The sequence below is a fragment of the Agrobacterium sp. H141 genome (assembly GCF_057158725.1).
Genome location: NZ_JBXENI010000002.1, coordinates 74,435 through 89,667, shown reverse-complemented (window position 1 = coordinate 89,667; position 15,233 = coordinate 74,435). Strand labels below are relative to the sequence as shown.

The window sequence follows — 15,233 nt, the reverse complement described above, 5'->3', positions numbered from 1 at the left end:
CGCTTTCCTTCGACCCCAATCAGTTCGGCGGCGCCAGTTCGACCGCGACCAGCTCGCCGTTCTGGTTGAGGCGCGCGATGATGGCGGGATGGACCGACCATAACTGCGCGGGGCTGACGCCTTCCGGCAAAAGGTCGCCCAACGCCGTCATCGAAGGCAGAGACAGGCAGCGGACCGGCTTCGGGTAGGGTTTTTCGTCGGTCGCCATGGCAGAGAGATGCATTTCGCCATCCAGCAGCCAGAAAGATTGCCCCACCTCGACGAGAAGAATCCCCTCATCTCCACCCTCATGATTGGTCTCAGCGTTCTGCATCAGAGGCTCTCCAAAAGGGCTGCCAATTCGGGGTCGATCTCAGAGTCTGCCGATCCGCCAGTTTCGTCGGCGAACTGGGCAAGCAAGTCATCAAGGCTCGTGTCGTCGTCGGACGAGGTGACGCTCCCGGCATCGAGATCGAATTCCACCTCCGCGTCGGGCGAGGCATTGACATCGGCTTCCGCTTTGCCTGGCTTTGCGGAAGGGGCCGCCCCAAAGGAGATGACGGTATCGTCCATGCTGACGGGACGTGTCGGTGTAACCGTCCAAGGTCCGGCGAGCATCGCGCCGCCGAGCGATTGGAAAGACCCCTGTCGGATTTCCGTGCGCCCCTTGATTGACAGGATCGGGATGAACCCACGGGCAACGACCTCGGCTGTGCCACGCGTATCCAGAAGCCGTTCAGTGCATGGCAACGCCACCTGGTCGCCGTGCTGGTCGGTGATGACGTGCATCGGCATGTCACCGAGCGTCATCACCTTGCCCAGTTCAACAGTTTTGCCACTGCGGATAACGGTGGCAGCCATGAGGATGGTCGACAGGATCACCGGATTGGCCCAGAGCATGCCTTTGAGGCCATTGCGCAGCGTAAACTCCTCGAAGTCGAACGGCTCGACTGGTTCGGTCTTTCGGCCATACGGCAGGCGCAGAAGAAAGCGTGGAGACGCAAGGCCAAGATGGGCTGCCTCTGGGATGGCGCGCAGATCGTCCCAGGTCTTGGCAACGAGCGGATGGCGGTCATGCTTGCGCGTTTCGAGGAATTGCGGCGAGATGGCCGCCACGAATGGCGCGTTCATCCAAGCCGAGATCTTCGACATGCGGGCCAGCAGCTCCGCATGAGGCGGGATTTCTTCGAGCGTGTAGAGGCCGAACGCGGCGGACAGCGCGCCCTGTCGATCATCGAGCCGGGGCTCCTCTGCCAGCATCCTGAATAGCCCGCTTTCCGACAATTCGTCTTGGGCCGAGAGGTCGGCTGCCCATTCCTCGGCGGAAACATCGTAGAGCACGAGTTCGAGGTTTGCGCCCGTCTCGACCCGCCGGGCCAAGAGTTCCAGGCTGCGCCAGGTGGCTTCCACAGCCTGGAAATCCGGATGATGGAGGATGGCGCGCATCGCGCCCGACAGAGACTCGTCAATGGCGGCGAGCATCCCGTCCTGCGCGGGGTTGGGGGCCGCATGGACATGGGGGCCGACGATCCGGGCAATAAGCTCAGAGGCTAGGCTCGGCGGTGCCAACCGATCCCTGCTGTCAGCGATGAGCTTGCTGAATTCGCCGAGCCTGCGATCAGCTGGAACGGCGCTGCCATTGGCGCGCTTTTGGGGCAGAGGGACGAAGTCCGCGTGAGCGCTGGCAAAGCCCTGCAATTCGGCCATGGCCAGCTGATCGGCCCGGGCGACGCGCTGGCGAAGACCGGCAAGTTCCGCGAACAGGGCAACATTGTCGTACAATGCATCGGGATGCAGGTCGTCGATGCTCCTTAGAGGAACTTCGACACTCGTGCCATCGGCCCCTATGGGCAGGACAAGCGTCGTAGCGAAGCGAGCGATGACATCATCGATGTTGTCAACGTCGAAGCGGATCGGCTTGCGAGCCGCAAGATCGTCACCGATCTCGATGATGCCACGCGCGGCCCGACCGGAAAAATCGCCAAGAAGCGCAATGCGAAATTTCTGCCGCGGCAGATCCAGCTCCGCCGGGCGTTCAGCCGTCAAGACGCCGAAGGCAGACAGGATCGCTGCCGCCGGATCCTCAATGTCCGTACCTTCTTCCGTCTGATTGTTGTCAAGGCCCGCCAGGAGTCTTGAGAGGTCGTCATCCGTGTCGGGTTCCGTGACTTCGTCCTCGCCTTGCGCTCCCGCGGCGAGCGCACCCAGCAGGGCATTCAGGTCGTCGTCCGGCGCCGTCCCGGTCGGATCGTCATCAGCGTAGGGCTTCGGCTCCTCAGAGGCTTCCTCATCCAGTCGAAGCTCTGTAGCCTGCGTCACTTGAGGGTTGTCGGGAGAGCTTTCCGGCAGCTCGTAGGCCAGAGCATTGACGGCATCTTGACCTTCAACGTTCAGCGGCAACAGGGTGCCGATGTTGCCCAGATCCGCGGCATGTAGCTCATCAACGTCGTCGCCGAGATCGTTCAACAGAGCATCGAGATCGTGGTCCGCAGACGGATTCGCTTCCGTGGAAGAATCGGAGACCTGTTCGGGCACTTGGATGAGGTCGGCATCCTCGGGGATTTGGCTGGCCTCGCCGGAAGCAACGACTAGTTTCAGCCGATCCATTCCAGATGCGGTGGAGGCGCTTTCGTCGACCGCTTCCGCAACCGGCGTTGTACGTAGGGAATTTAGGATCGCCTTGACTTCGTCGCGCCCCGAAGGCGCCTCGGTGGTCGGTATTGCAGCCCGCAGGCTTTCGAGCGCATTCGAGCGGTTGTCGTGCAGATTTTCTGCCGAACAGGAAAACCCCGTCAGTGCCGCGAGCGTGGAGGGATCGGAGAGCAGCTTTCCGATCAGATCTTCTGCTCCGGTCTTGCCGTCCATGTAAGTCACGAGATGGCTGAGTTTTGTCCGTGCCTCCAGAAGCTTGCGCAGCGGCTCAACGTTTCTCGCGATCGCCGCCGGAGAAAAATCTTCCAGGCATTCGAAGGCCAAGTCGATGGAGAGGTTGCCTTCGCCTGTCAGCATGTTGGCTACGTGGAAAGCCGCGCGCGGGCGGATCGCTTTCATGCGTTCGTCGAAGTTGTCGACATCAATTTCCAGGAACTTGCGATCGGCGACCGCCGGCAGGAGGGCAGCCGAGTTGCCGGAGAGATCGGCCATCACGCCCATGACGAATGGCAGCTGCACGGACTTCTCAGCTCCGTACACTTCCACGTCATATTCGATCTGCACCCGCGGCGCTCTGTTGCGCGCTACGAATTTTTGACCGCTTTTCGACATCGCACCTACCCTAACACTTCCATGAAAGGGCAAGCGTCAAGACATTCGACGAGACCCCTATTGCATGGTTAGTGCCTGGGAAGTGCAAAGAGGTTCGACCTCGAGAGAAAAAACCGCAGCGCCCTTTTCTATGGCGAGGGTGCGTTGTTCCGAGGGCGGAGAGTGTTCTCGCCGAAGTGCCTTTCAACACACTTAAGCCGTCAATTCCTTGACGCTTTCGAAGATCGAGAAAATGTCATCCATTGTATCACTGAGATTTTTGGCCTTCTCTGCGATCGTGTCCTTGTTGAAGGCCTTGATCTTGTCCCTCAGGGTGCGATCATCGACGTCGGCGCCATTCTTAACGAGTATGTCCGCCAATTCGGCCAGATAACGCTCACGTTTTGCGAGTGTTTCGGACAACAATCGAACCTCACTCTTGAGCTTCATGCATGCCGCGCCGACCTTGACCCCTTCCTTCAATGTCGTGGCCGACTTCATCTCTGCCTGCATTTTTCCGGCATTCAGCGATACATTGTCGATGCTGTGCCGGAACTTAGTCACATTGTCGCGGTAAAATTTTCTTGCTTTTTCAGCCTTATCGCCGGCATTGTCCTTATCCTTTGAGGACGCTCGTTTCTGCTCAAATTTCTGCTTTTCTGTGAGGAAATTCTTCAGCGCTTCATCGAGATCTTGTTGTAGCTGTGCCTCTTTCTTTGATTGCTGCAAGAATTCCGTTTGGAGGGAGCGCAGTGTCCTCAGGATGCCGACAATAGCCGTGAGGTCGGTGCCATGGGAGGCAGCAAGCTTGGTCGCGCTTGCAGCAAGCTTGATCACGGAGGCCGTGATAAAAGTAATGAGCTTGACGCGCGCCTCGAATAGGTTCTCGTCGTCATTTTTTTCGTTTTCCAGCCGCTTCGTGACACGATTTTCCGCGTCCTCTTTGGCTGAATCCAGCAACTCCTGGATTTTCTTGTTCGCCGTCGAAGCGATGGACATCGCCTGTTGGTGATCCTGCGGATCGGGTTCGCCCGTCCCCAAAAGCGCGTCAACCTTCTTGGCCACCGCGAAGGCGTATAGCGTTATTTCCTTCTCCTTTGCCTCCAACGCCCCCCTGGCTTCGTTCTCCAGTCGTTTGAGAAGCGATTCCGGTACGGGCTTTTTGCGCTTCGTCGTGACAACGATTTCCATTCTCACAGTGTATTTCGGTATCTGGACGAGTTTGCTCTTGGGTCTATTGCGAACCAGATCGACGATGTAAAATTTGTGCGTGGTTTCCATTATCTAGATATCCCTTTATTCCAATATATTGGCTCATTCAGTCGAAGGCGTAGGTGAAATCACCCTCGGCGATGTCGATGGCGATCCGCTCGACCTTGCCGCCGTCAAGCATGCGGGTCAGGACTTCCGTCGAGATTGTCGGCAGCAGCGTGTTGGTCACGATGGCGTCGATCATGCGCCCGCCGCTTTCGAGCTCCTGGCAGCGCGATACGATCGTGTCGACGACCGCGTCCGAATAGGTGAAGGGCACGTCATAGGTGCCTTTGACACGCTTGCTGATGCGTTCGAGTTGCAGCCGCGTGATGCGGGAAACCAGGTCGGGCGTGAGCGGATAATAGGGGATTGTCACCATGCGGCCGAGCAGGGCGGGTGGGAAGACTTTCAAGAGCGGCTCGCGGAGGGCCTTCGCCATGCCATCGGGTTCGGGCATCAACTCGGGATCGGCGCACAGGTCCATGATGAGCTCCGAGCCGACATTGGAGGTCAGAAGTATCAGCGTATTGCGAAAGTCGATCGCCCTGCCCTCGCCATCCTCCATGATGCCCTTGTCGAAAACCTGGAAGAAGATTTCGTGCACATCGGGATGGGCCTTCTCCACCTCGTCCAGCAGCACGACGGAATAGGGCCGGCGCCGCACCGCTTCCGTCAGGACGCCGCCCTCGCCATAACCGACATAGCCGGGAGGGGCGCCCTTTAGGCTGGAAACGGTGTGAGCCTCCTGGAATTCCGACATGTTGATGGTGATGACGTTCTGCTCGCCGCCATATAGGGTCTCGGCCAGCGCAAGCGCGGTTTCCGTCTTGCCGACGCCGGACGTGCCAGCCAGCATGAAGACGCCAACCGGTTTTGACGGATTGTCGAGCCCGGCGCGGGATGCCTTGACCCGCTTGGCGATCATTTCCATCGCGTGGTCCTGCCCGATCACCCGTTTCGACAGGTGGTCGGCCAGGTTGAGAACGGTACGGATCTCGTCCTTGACCACGCGGCCGACCGGGATTCCCGTCCAGTCCGATACGATTGCGCCGATCGACTGGGCATCGACGATCGGGAACATCAGCGGCGTCTCGCCCTGCAGGGTGGCAAGTTCCGCCTGCTTGCGCCGCAGCTCCGCGATGGCCACCTCGCGCTCGTCGCCCGAGAGCACCGTACCGGTCGCGGCGGTGGCTGCTTGTCCGCCGCCCTTTGTCTCGATCGGTTGACCGCCTTCGCGCAGCCGGGCGCGCAGGTTGAGGATTTCGCCAACCAGTGATTTTTCGCTGTCCCAGCGGACCGTGATTTCGTCGAGCCACACACTCTCAGTTACAAGCTCGGCTTCGACCCTGGCGCGACGATCCGTGACCTCTGCGCCGGCGGTTTCGTCGCGGCCGATGATTTCCAGTTCGGTCTTCAGAGCATCGATGCGACGCCGGCAATCGTCTACGGGGGCGGGTACCGCATGCAGGCTGATCGACACGCGGGCGCAGGCGGTATCGAGCACGCTCACCGACTTGTCGGGGAGCTGCCGGGCCGGGATGTAGCGGGCCGATAGCCTGACGGCCGCCTCAAGCGCCTCATCGAGGATCTGCACCTTATGGTGCCGTTCAAGCATCGAAGCCGTACCACGCATCATCAATATGGCCTTTGCCTCATCAGGTTCGGCGACCTGGACGACCTGGAAACGTCGGGTCAGGGCAGGGTCCTTCTCGATGTGCTTCTTGTATTCGGCCCAGGTCGTGGCACCGATCGTGCGCAGGGTGCCGCGCGCCAGCGCCGGTTTCAGCAGGTTGGCGGCATCGCCCGTGCCTGCTGCTCCTCCAGCACCAACAAGCGTGTGGGTTTCATCAACGAACATCACGATCGGGACGGGGCTTGCCTGGACCTCTTCGATCACGCTCTTCAGGCGGTTTTCGAACTCGCCCTTCATCGAGGCGCCTGCCTGCAGCAACCCCACGTCGAGGGAAAGAAGCCGCGCTTCGCGTAGCGCCGGTGGCACATCGCCACGGACGATGCGCAGCGCGAAACCCTCGACGACGGCGGTCTTGCCGACGCCGGCTTCGCCGGTGAGGATCGGATTGTTCTGCCGGCGGCGCATTAGCACGTCGATCACCTGGCGGATCTCGTCGTCACGCCCGACGATGGTGTCGATCTCTCCATTGCGGGCTTTTTCCGTCAGGTCCGTGCAGAACTGCTCCAGAGACTTTCCGCCTGCCAACTGGCCGGGCATCGCGCCGGAGGCCTCGCCTGGCGCACTGGAAGCCAGCGATGTGCCGTCCTGGGAGGCAAGTCTCTCCTCGGGTGAGCCATTCAGGATGTCATTGAAACATTCCGCCAAATCCTCGGCTCGGATCTTGCGGAATTCGCCTGATATTCCATCAAAGACGCTTTTCAGCCTGGCTGCCTTAAGTATTCCCAGAATCAGGTGTCCGGTCCTGACATGGTTGCTGGCGAACTGAAGCGACGCGTAGACCCAGGCCCGCTCGACTGCGTCTTGAAGGTGAGGCGAGAGATCTGAAATCGAGGTCGACCCGCGCGGCAGAGCATCGAGGCTCTGCACCAGATCGGAGGCGACCCGTGCCGGTTCCAGTTCATAGTGGCGAATGATCCGGTGAAAGTCGCTGTCCTGCCCCTGCAGGATCTGGTGGATCCAGTGAACCAGTTCGACATAGGGATTGCCCCGCATCTTGCAGAAAACGGTAGCACTTTCGATCGACTGGTATCCCAGCCGGTTCAGTTTTCCAAACAATGCGACGCGGCTGATGTCAGACATGGTCGTCCTTCTCGATGGTTGGCCCGAAAACAGGTTCAGGGCGCATGCTGCGCCGGAGCGGTGAGATGCAGATCATCGGCGTCGGTTGTTGTTCGCATGCCGATCCAGCTCGTGTGCCCAAGTGATCCAGAGTAGCCGAGGACCGTCGGCGGAACTTCATTCCTGTCGAGCACCAGGTTCAGCTCCCATTCCAAAGTGTCGCCCGCGTAGCCGCGGATGATTGCGGCCAATCGTTTGAGGCTTTGTCCGCCTGGCAACAGGCGGCGGTAGTCCTCGAGCGAGAGGGGGCCCATACGGATCCGGAAACGGGCCTCGCGCGACCAGACCTTCTCACCCAGACTCGCGCTTCCGCCGAGGCATGCAGTCCCGAGACGGCCCCGATCATGGCGTTCGAGATGCAGCCAACTGCCAATAAAGCTCTCGATGCTAGTCTCGGCACGGAAGAAGCGTGAAAGGATTGCCTTGAGGCCAGCCTCACTGCGCGGGGTGGCCGCGAGCAGGCCGGCGAAATACCGCTTGGCAAGATCGGGCATCGCGTCCCGGCATTCGAAGCTTTCGCCGGCTAAGCCTGCCAGCGCATCGAGCTTGGTGCCGAATGGGTCGTCGTCCGGGCGGTCGAAGGAGGGGGCCGGTTCGCCTGTCGCCCATGCTCGGTACAGCAGTGACATCATCCGGTGGTGGAAGACGTCGGCAAAGGCGACGAGCGTGGGGTCCTGGTGATTGCGCTGTCGGTCTCGAGCATATTCGGTGAGATGCAACGGTAGTGCGCCATTCGGTCCGAAGAGACCGAAGAAGCGTTGCGTCAGACGATGGTGTCCCGCTTCCTCGTCGGTCGAGAATGCCGAGATCGTGGATGTTGGAAAGGCGAGTTCCGGTGCCTGGGATAGCCGGACAGCGTCCTGCGATGGACGGCGCGACCGTCCGAGACGGGGACGGTCGGAATGGGTCGCTTCAATCAGCCGCAAGGCTTGAAAGATGTGGTGGGACTGCGGATCTGTTCCGAGCGCGGCAAGGCGGCTCAGATCAGGGCCCGCCTCCCGCTTTTCGCCGGCCATCTCGCGATAACCCCTCGCTGCTGTGAATGAATGACGGTCTCTGTGAAGCTGTTGAGCGACACGTACTTCGCGAAGAATGCTTCCAGCACCGCACCAAGCAGGTAGCAGCCAGACCCCTCGAAGAAGCTTTCGTCAAAACCGACACGCATCTCCAATCCGCGCACCGCGGTGGACAGAACCTGTTCGGCCATACGGCGAACAATCGGTCTCGACGTGACGGAGATCAGTCCTTCCATCTGCTTGGCGAGCGCCGGTTCGCCAAGGGGCGTATAAAGTCCGATCAGTTCGCGCAGGGCACTGGCTCCCTTGCCACGATCCGCATCGGCCAGCGAAAGATAGTTGAGGCTCAGATGGCTCACTAGCTGCCAGGCGCGCGCGCCTTCGGCCAGGCTCTCGCGCGGTCGGGTGGGTGGTATGATCGCGCGGATCTCTGAGACTGGACCGCCGTCGGGAAGGGTGAAGTCGGTCTCGGTGCCACCGATCGCGGTCAGCATGGGGAGATCGCGATTTGTGCACAGTGCCTTGACGGCCAACTGCTTTACGTTGCCGGGATAAGGCGCCTGGTTGCGGTCGCTTAGCGATAGATAGACTTCCGCCCCGAGATACGAAGTGCGGGTCCCCTTCAGCCGCTGTTTTTCGGAGCGTTGACGTAAGCGACGACGAACATTGTAGTAGGCAGTATGCGTGTCAGCGAAGGGGGAGAAATCCTGAGAGCTGTAGAAGGGCTTGAAGGCAATGTCCTCAGCCCCATCACCAGAAATCCCGATGACTTCCTCGAGCTCATAGATCTCGTAGTCCAGCGGCGCCGTGCGATCGACTGTCACGAGATGGTCGACCTCGGTACCGGGAATCGCCACCCGGTCGCAACGCTTCGAAAAGAGGTTGATTGCCGGAACAGCAAACAAGTCGAAGCTGCGTGCAGTAATCGATTTCAGCGCCGAGTTTCCCTCAGCCAGCAGAATGTAAATGTCGAGATCATCGCCTTCGGCACGTCGTATCGCAGGCTGAAGTCCGCAGAGATCGACGAAGAAGAAGCGCTGCGGCATAGCGAAGTATTCCTGCAGCAGTCGGTAGCCCTCAAAGGACTGGCCGGGAACAGGCAGGAGGGCCTCCTCAGGCTCGAAGCCACGAGGCTGAATGGACCTTCCGAGCGATAGCGACCAGTCCTTGCGCCTGTCTGTTGAACGTCCAGCCAGCCCGATACCCTTGGCGAGGATCGCCTCGTAGAGGCGCCATGCTTCGGCGCCTGGCCCGGACAAATGAAGTGTGAGGCGGTCGAGGGGCAGGTTGTGGAGCGGGATACCGCCATTGCGCCTGATGCGCAGACGCAGTGCCGCCTTCGCTCCATTGTCCCTTGCCAGGCCAGCTGCCACCAGCTCGCCCCTGCCATCGATGTACTCCGCTTCGGAAAGCTCGATAGGCCACAGTGTCAGGTCCTGCGATGTCCGAAACTGGCAGGCGGTCTGTTCGCCATCCATCAGCCTGCCACGAAGTGACGTCCCTCGGGGTAGTGTGACGCCGTCGTTGATGCCACCCTGAGCCGCGTCCGGCACCATCCGGACAATCGTCATGGAGGGCGTAGGCGCCAGGAAATGCGGATAGACGATTTCGAGCAGATTCTGGGTGAAGACCGGATATTGCAGTTCGAGTTCCAGCTGCACGCGGGCAGAGAGGAATGCGAATCCTTCGAGCAGGCGCTCGACATATGGATCCAGAACCTCGATCTGCTTCATCCCCAGCCGGGCGGCGATTTTCGGATAGGCCTCGGCGAATTCCGCGCCCATCTCCCGGATGTAGCCAAGTTCACTTTCATAGTGTTTTAGAAGCCTTGTATCCATGCCTTCACCCTTGCCGCGTCAGCGTGATCTCGCCATTCGTGACGTCGAGTTCGGTGCGCAGGTAGAGGTCAACGGGTACAGGCTCCGCCCAGAGCTCGCCGCGAATGTCGAACGAGACGACGGTGCTGTTGCCGCTCTCCTGTCGCATCTGGATATCGAGTGTCTGCGGCAGGATGCGTGGCTCGAAGGTCTCGATCGCCTTACGCAGGGCAAGTCTGATTTCGTCAGCGCGGTTGCGGGTGCTGGACGAGCCCGACAACGGAGGAACGCCGTAATTCAGCGTGGAAGCAGCAACATGGGGAAAGAGCGCGAGCTCATGTTCAGCCTCCATGTTCGACGTGTTGAGCAACCAGGCAAGGTCGCGTTGTATGATTTCGCGAAGCCTTGCAATATCGATCATCCGGCCGGAACCTGGCTCGGTGGAAATGCGTGGTGCATCGTCCGTCAGCCGATCAAGCAGCGAGGGTTGTAGTCGCTCGGCGAGAAGTCGGTCAGCCATGGTCGGCGCTCGCCTCCCCTGTCTGCCCGATTGTCAGGTCGCGAAGGTCCATCAAGGCGCATTCCCCCGTATCGGTTGCCAGAAGTCGCTGGCCGACACCTGCGGCCGAGCCGCTTTCTTGGTCCAGCCAGTCAGTCGCAAGCGCCAGCCTATGGCGGTTGCCGGCAGCTTCGACGGTCCCGGCATAGCGCGTGGGGATAAGAACGATTGCGTCACCACCGTTTGACCAGGTTACGTTCGCCGGCATCCAGACCCGATCCCTGAGATCGACCGGTGATTTCATGGCGATCCGTGAGATGGCGGTGAACGGGACCCAGAAGTAGCGCCCGTTGGCGATGACTTCCAGAAGCGGGCCGAGCCGCGGATCAGCATCGGCGATCCAGGAAAACGCGATTTCGTTGAGGTTGCCTGGAGAGGCTGCGGCGGCCTCGAACGCGCGCAGCCGCAATTCTTGGGCGGCACGGCGGCTGCCGTCGGCCTCCATCCGTAGCGCCTCGACCATCCAGGCAATCCATTCCTGCGGTTCGCCGAAGATCAATGGTTTTTCTTCTCCACGAAAAACCTTTTCCCGGGCGATCTCGCAGATTATCGCCATGCGATACATGTGGGCCATGTCGCTCGCCTGCGGGTCGAGGGTCGCACAGACCTTCAGTTGGATGATCGCGCGCTTCCATTGGCTCTGCACGCAGAGCAGTTGGAACAGGAAAACCCGCAGGCGGGCGTCTTGCGGTGCCTTGCGGATCGCATCCTGCAAGGCGTCAAGAGCGCCGTCGAGATCACCCAGTTTGAGAAGTTGCTCGGCCGTCATGAGGTCCGTTCAGTCACGAGTGGATTGGGGGGCGCCGGCCATGGCGTCGCCATGACCGGCGAACCGGTTCCCCGACGGGTTACTTCACGTCGTAGTTTGCGCGGTTGAGGACACGGCTCCACTTGGTTTCGCCCTGGGCGCCCGACGCCTTGCTCATGCGGCCGTCCGAGCCCTGTTTGAAGTACTCGATCTTGATGGCGCCGTATTCGAACGTGACCTTTTCGTCGGCCGAGTCGTCGCCGCCGGTCCAGCTCATTTCACTGATCATGACCATCTTGAAATGGATCTTCATGAAGGTGGCACCGGAACTGCCGCCACTGCCACCAGAACGACGCAGCTCGAGAATCGCTTCGTCGAAATGCTTGCCCGAGCAAAGGGCCGCAAAGAGGCCGCACGAGCCTGTATCGGTACGCTTTTCAATGGTCACGGGTTCGAAGTCTGCTTTGCCGGCGCCGCCGCCGCCCTTGTAGGAGCCGATGCTGACAACGTTTTTGGCGCTGAAATCGAAGCTCTTCAGTTCAAAGGCTTTCTTGTCTGCCATATCTGCGTCGAGTGTTTCGCCGACGACATCGGTCTGACCCGGGAAATAGAGAAAGGCATCGATGGACATGAGGTTTACCCTTTAGTGATGGATGGGATTGTTGTCAGAGCGGTCAGTTCCGACCGCGCTGAGAGGGAAGCTTGGATACCAGGCGCAGCGATACGGTTAGGCCTTCAAGCTGATAGTGAGGGCGAAGGAAGAATTTCGAGGTGTAGTAGCCCGGATTGCCTTCGACCTCTTCCACCAGCACCTCTGCAGCGGCCAGGGGATGCCTTGCCTTCACCTCTTCCGGTGAGGTTTCCGCGTTGAAGTCGACATACTTGTTGATCCAGTCCTGGAGCCAGGTCTGCATGTCGGCGCGTTCTCGGAAGGAGCCGACCTTGTCGCGAACAATGCACTTCAGGTAGTGGGCGAAACGGCAGGTCGCGAACATATAGGGCAGGCGTGCTGCGAGGTTCGCATTCGCGGTGGCATCCGGATCGTCGTATTCCGCCGGCTTCTGCAAAGACTGGGCACCGATGAAGGTCGCCATGTCCGAGTTCTTGCGGTGAATGAGTGGCATCATGCCATTGCGCGCCAATTCGGCCTCGCGACGGTCTGAGATCGCGATCTCGGTGGGGCACTTCATGTCCACACCGCCGTCATCTGTCGGAAAGGTGTGGGTCGGAAGGTCGTCCAATGTGCCGCCGGATTCCACGCCGCGGATGCGTGTGCACCAGCCATATTCCTTGAACGAGCGGGTGACGTTGCGCGCCATGCCGTAGGCAGCATTGACCCAGCAATATTTGTCGGAGGATGCGCCTTCGGTGTCTTCCTGGAAGGCGAATTCGTCGACGGGATCGGTCTTGTCTCCATAGGGCTGGCGACCGAGGAAGCGCGGCATTGCGAGCCCGAGGTAGCGGCTGTCCTCGCTTTCGCGAAGCGACCGCCATGCGGCATATTCCGGGGTCTGGAAAATCTTCGTCAGATCGCGCGGATTGGCGAGTTCAGACCAGCTGTCCATCTGGAACAACGCGGGAGCCGCTGCCGTAAGGAACGGTGCATGGGCGGCCGCCGCTACCTTCGATATCTCGCTGAGCAGTTCAACATCCTGCGGGCTGTGGTCGAAGTAGTAGTCGCCAACGAGGCAGCCATAGGGTTCGCCGCCAAACTGGCCGTATTCCTCCTCGTATAGCTTCTTGAAGATCGGCGACTGGTCCCAAGCGGTGCCCTTGAACTTGCGAAGCGTCTTGGAGAGATCTTTCTTGGAGATGTTGAAGACCCGGATCTTCAGCATCTCATCGGTTTCGGTATTGTTGACCAGGAAATGCAGACCGCGCCATGCACTCTCCAATTTCTGGAGGTCCACATGGTGGAGGATCAGGTTGACCTGTTCCGTCAGCTTCCGGTCGATTTCGGCGATGATGCTTTCGATCGAACGGAGCGCGTCGTTGGAAACGAGTCTCTCGTTCAGGAGGACTTGTTCGGCCAATGTCCGCACCGCCTCTTCGACGGCGGAACGAGCCTGATCCGATTTCGGACGGAACTCCTTTTGAAGCAGAGCTGCGAATTCGCTCGATGCGAAGATAGTTTCCGTTGCCGGTTCGGACCCGGCTGTCAGCTGCGTCGTGTCGTTCACGGCTTATTCCTCTGTGTCGACGGTCTTGGATGGTGTGGCTGAACCCGAGGTCAGAGCCTTCAGCAGGGTCGGGTCCTGAATGATCTGCGCCATAAGGTTTTCGGCGCCGGTCTTGCCGTCCATGTAGGTGGTCAGGTTCGAGAGTTGGGTGCGAGCCTCAAGCAGTTTGCGCAGCGGCTCGACCTTCCGGGCGATTGCGGCGGGCGAAAAGTCCGCAAGGCTCTCGAAAGTGATGTCGATGGCGAGATTGCCGTCTCCGGTCAGCGTGTTGGGTACGGTGAACGCGGCGCGGGGTCGCATCGACTTCATGCGGTCGTCGAAATTGTCGACGTCGATTTCCAAAAATTTCCGGTCCGCCACTGAGGGAAGCGGCTCTTCGGACTTGCCTGTCAGGTCCGCCATAACCCCCATGACGAATGGCAGCTGTACGGATTTTTCTGCACCGTACACTTCCACGTCGTATTCGATCTGAACGCGCGGTGCGCGATTGCGCGCGATAAACTTCTGACTGCTTTTGGCCATCTCTGGGTTCCCGTGTTCGTCTGACGGTGAGTGCCGTCAGGGAACCCAAAGGTTCATGCGATCTGCATTTCAGTCGTCGTTTTGCGAAAAACCGCCGATCAGGGCTGCGTTCTCGATCCCCTGTGGTGCCATGTCCCGGAGTATGGTGACGAAATCGGCTGAGACGAGCCGCCGTGCCCGGTGAAGCAGGAGAGGGACGGGGCTCGACGGTTCCTGATGAGTGTAATACTCGATGATCCGGTCGATTGCTTTCCTGACATCGTCTGGAGACGTGATCGCGCCGTCGGGAGTTGCGCGCGTGGATGCCGCGGTCATCAGCCGGTTTTCAGCATGTTCCTCAAGCTCTTCCGCAATCGTTTCGGTTTCGACCACGACGTGGGAGGCGATCCGGTTGCGGATGTCGTGGAGCATCCTGTTTAGAGGATCAAGATCCGGGGCCCTTCCGCCCAGCTTTTCGTCGAGTGTTGTTTCGATCGATTTGACATGGGCACGGCACAGATCCACGGCATTCGATATGGCCACCAGTTTCCCGGGATCGGTATCTTGAAATGCCGCAGAGATGGTCTGCTGCGTGGGAACGACGTCGGCCTCAGATCCTGGGGCGATCTCGCCGTCCGCGATCTGTAGGTCTCGCAGGGCGAAGCGTCCGAAGGCACGGCTGTCTGTCAAAGCAGCGGAGCGAAGGGCGGCGAGCACTGTCGAGCGATCTATCAAACCGAGCACGGCATTAATCCGCATGGTCGGATCATCGTCGTCTTCCTCGTCCAGCTTCGGATGGATGCTGTCCCAGTAGTCCTGGAGCGCTTGGCGCAGATAGTCGAGAGCTTTCTCGAAGCCCGGCAATCCTTGGGTTTTCAACATGGCATTCGCCAGGATCACGGAAGTTCGAATATCCCTGGAGCGAGCGAGCAGGTCGATAGCGTTCCGGCAGACCGTTCCGTAATCCGGTTCCTGCGGAGGGATGACAGACGTGCCGACGACCCTTTCCTCACCGACCTGACTTGCGAGGACCAGTGCGGTGAAATCGGAATCATATTCAAGGTCGGGGCCGCTCGGCGCGTCGTCGCCGAAGCTGCGTAGCAGATTGTCCAGATCCAGCATGA

At 59.9% G+C, this 15,233-nt stretch carries 12 protein-coding genes and 1 pseudogene; all 13 read right to left on the bottom strand.

Annotated elements, in window-relative coordinates:
- Window positions 1-19 precede the first annotated feature (19 nt).
- Window positions 20-313, bottom strand: a complete 294-nt coding sequence (locus ACWPM9_RS20645; RefSeq protein WP_484757767.1) for a hypothetical protein — start codon at window positions 311-313, stop codon at window positions 20-22.
- Entirely contained in the window at window positions 313-2,586 is a 2,274-nt protein-coding gene (locus tag ACWPM9_RS20640) for a type VI secretion system contractile sheath domain-containing protein (RefSeq protein WP_484757983.1), read from the bottom strand. Before ACWPM9_RS20640 ends, ACWPM9_RS20645 begins: the two co-directional genes overlap by 1 nt.
- Window positions 2,587-2,769: 183 nt before the next feature.
- Window positions 2,770-3,243: pseudogene (gene tssB, locus ACWPM9_RS20635) on the bottom strand (type VI secretion system contractile sheath small subunit); the annotation flags it as partial.
- A 192-nt stretch (window positions 3,244-3,435) separates the two neighbouring features.
- A complete protein-coding gene (locus ACWPM9_RS20630) occupies window positions 3,436-4,413 on the bottom strand; it encodes a hypothetical protein (protein ID WP_484757766.1) in 978 nt (325 codons plus the stop codon).
- 127 nt (window positions 4,414-4,540) lie between these two features.
- Window positions 4,541-7,249, bottom strand: coding sequence for a type VI secretion system ATPase TssH (tssH, locus tag ACWPM9_RS20625; RefSeq protein ID WP_484757765.1), 2,709 nt, complete (start codon window positions 7,247-7,249; stop codon window positions 4,541-4,543).
- A gap of 35 nt (window positions 7,250-7,284) precedes the next feature.
- Window positions 7,285-8,304, bottom strand: coding sequence for a type VI secretion system baseplate subunit TssG (tssG, locus tag ACWPM9_RS20620; protein WP_484757764.1), 1,020 nt, complete (start codon window positions 8,302-8,304; stop codon window positions 7,285-7,287).
- Entirely contained in the window at window positions 8,268-10,142 is a 1,875-nt protein-coding gene (gene tssF, locus ACWPM9_RS20615; protein ID WP_484757763.1) for a type VI secretion system baseplate subunit TssF, read from the bottom strand. The genes tssG and tssF overlap by 37 nt, the downstream gene beginning before the upstream one ends.
- A 4-nt stretch (window positions 10,143-10,146) precedes the next feature.
- Window positions 10,147-10,641: a type VI secretion system baseplate subunit TssE gene (gene tssE / locus ACWPM9_RS20610; protein WP_484757762.1), complete on the bottom strand. Its 495-nt coding sequence runs from the start codon at window positions 10,639-10,641 to the stop codon at window positions 10,147-10,149.
- Window positions 10,634-11,449, bottom strand: a complete 816-nt coding sequence (locus ACWPM9_RS20605) for a type VI secretion system accessory protein TagJ (protein WP_484757761.1) — start codon at window positions 11,447-11,449, stop codon at window positions 10,634-10,636. Before ACWPM9_RS20605 ends, tssE begins: the two co-directional genes overlap by 8 nt.
- Window positions 11,450-11,528: 79 nt before the next feature.
- Window positions 11,529-12,059 carry a type VI secretion system tube protein Hcp gene (locus ACWPM9_RS20600; RefSeq protein ID WP_484757760.1) on the bottom strand — a complete coding sequence of 177 codons (531 nt, stop codon included), beginning with the start codon at window positions 12,057-12,059 and terminating at the stop codon, window positions 11,529-11,531.
- Between the two features lie 43 nt (window positions 12,060-12,102).
- Window positions 12,103-13,608: a type VI secretion system contractile sheath large subunit gene (gene tssC / locus ACWPM9_RS20595; RefSeq protein WP_484757759.1), complete on the bottom strand. Its 1,506-nt coding sequence runs from the start codon at window positions 13,606-13,608 to the stop codon at window positions 12,103-12,105.
- 3 nt (window positions 13,609-13,611) lie between these two features.
- The gene (gene tssB / locus ACWPM9_RS20590; RefSeq protein ID WP_484757758.1) at window positions 13,612-14,130 is read right to left on the bottom strand and encodes a type VI secretion system contractile sheath small subunit; all 519 of its coding nucleotides are present in this window, start codon (window positions 14,128-14,130) and stop codon (window positions 13,612-13,614) included.
- Between the two features lie 69 nt (window positions 14,131-14,199).
- Entirely contained in the window at window positions 14,200-15,231 is a 1,032-nt protein-coding gene (tssA, locus tag ACWPM9_RS20585) for a type VI secretion system protein TssA (protein ID WP_484757757.1), read from the bottom strand.
- Window positions 15,232-15,233 lie beyond the last annotated feature (2 nt).

Excerpts from the sequence above, each read along its gene's own strand:
- ACWPM9_RS20645 (WP_484757767.1), bottom strand. The coding sequence starts at position 313 with ATGCAGAACGCTGAGACCAATCATGAGGGTGGAGATGAGGGGATTCTT.
- ACWPM9_RS20640 (WP_484757983.1), bottom strand. The coding sequence starts at position 2,586 with ATGGATCGGCTGAAACTAGTCGTTGCTTCCGGCGAGGCCAGCCAAATC.
- ACWPM9_RS20630 (WP_484757766.1), bottom strand. The coding sequence starts at position 4,413 with ATGGAAATCGTTGTCACGACGAAGCGCAAAAAGCCCGTACCGGAATCG.
- tssH (WP_484757765.1), bottom strand. The coding sequence starts at position 7,249 with ATGTCTGACATCAGCCGCGTCGCATTGTTTGGAAAACTGAACCGGCTG.
- tssG (WP_484757764.1), bottom strand. The coding sequence starts at position 8,304 with ATGGCCGGCGAAAAGCGGGAGGCGGGCCCTGATCTGAGCCGCCTTGCC.
- tssF (WP_484757763.1), bottom strand. The coding sequence starts at position 10,142 with ATGGATACAAGGCTTCTAAAACACTATGAAAGTGAACTTGGCTACATC.
- tssE (WP_484757762.1), bottom strand. The coding sequence starts at position 10,641 with ATGGCTGACCGACTTCTCGCCGAGCGACTACAACCCTCGCTGCTTGAT.
- ACWPM9_RS20605 (WP_484757761.1), bottom strand. The coding sequence starts at position 11,449 with ATGACGGCCGAGCAACTTCTCAAACTGGGTGATCTCGACGGCGCTCTT.
- ACWPM9_RS20600 (WP_484757760.1), bottom strand. The coding sequence starts at position 12,059 with ATGTCCATCGATGCCTTTCTCTATTTCCCGGGTCAGACCGATGTCGTC.
- tssB (WP_484757758.1), bottom strand. The coding sequence starts at position 14,130 with ATGGCCAAAAGCAGTCAGAAGTTTATCGCGCGCAATCGCGCACCGCGC.
- tssA (WP_484757757.1), bottom strand. The coding sequence starts at position 15,231 with ATGCTGGATCTGGACAATCTGCTACGCAGCTTCGGCGACGACGCGCCG.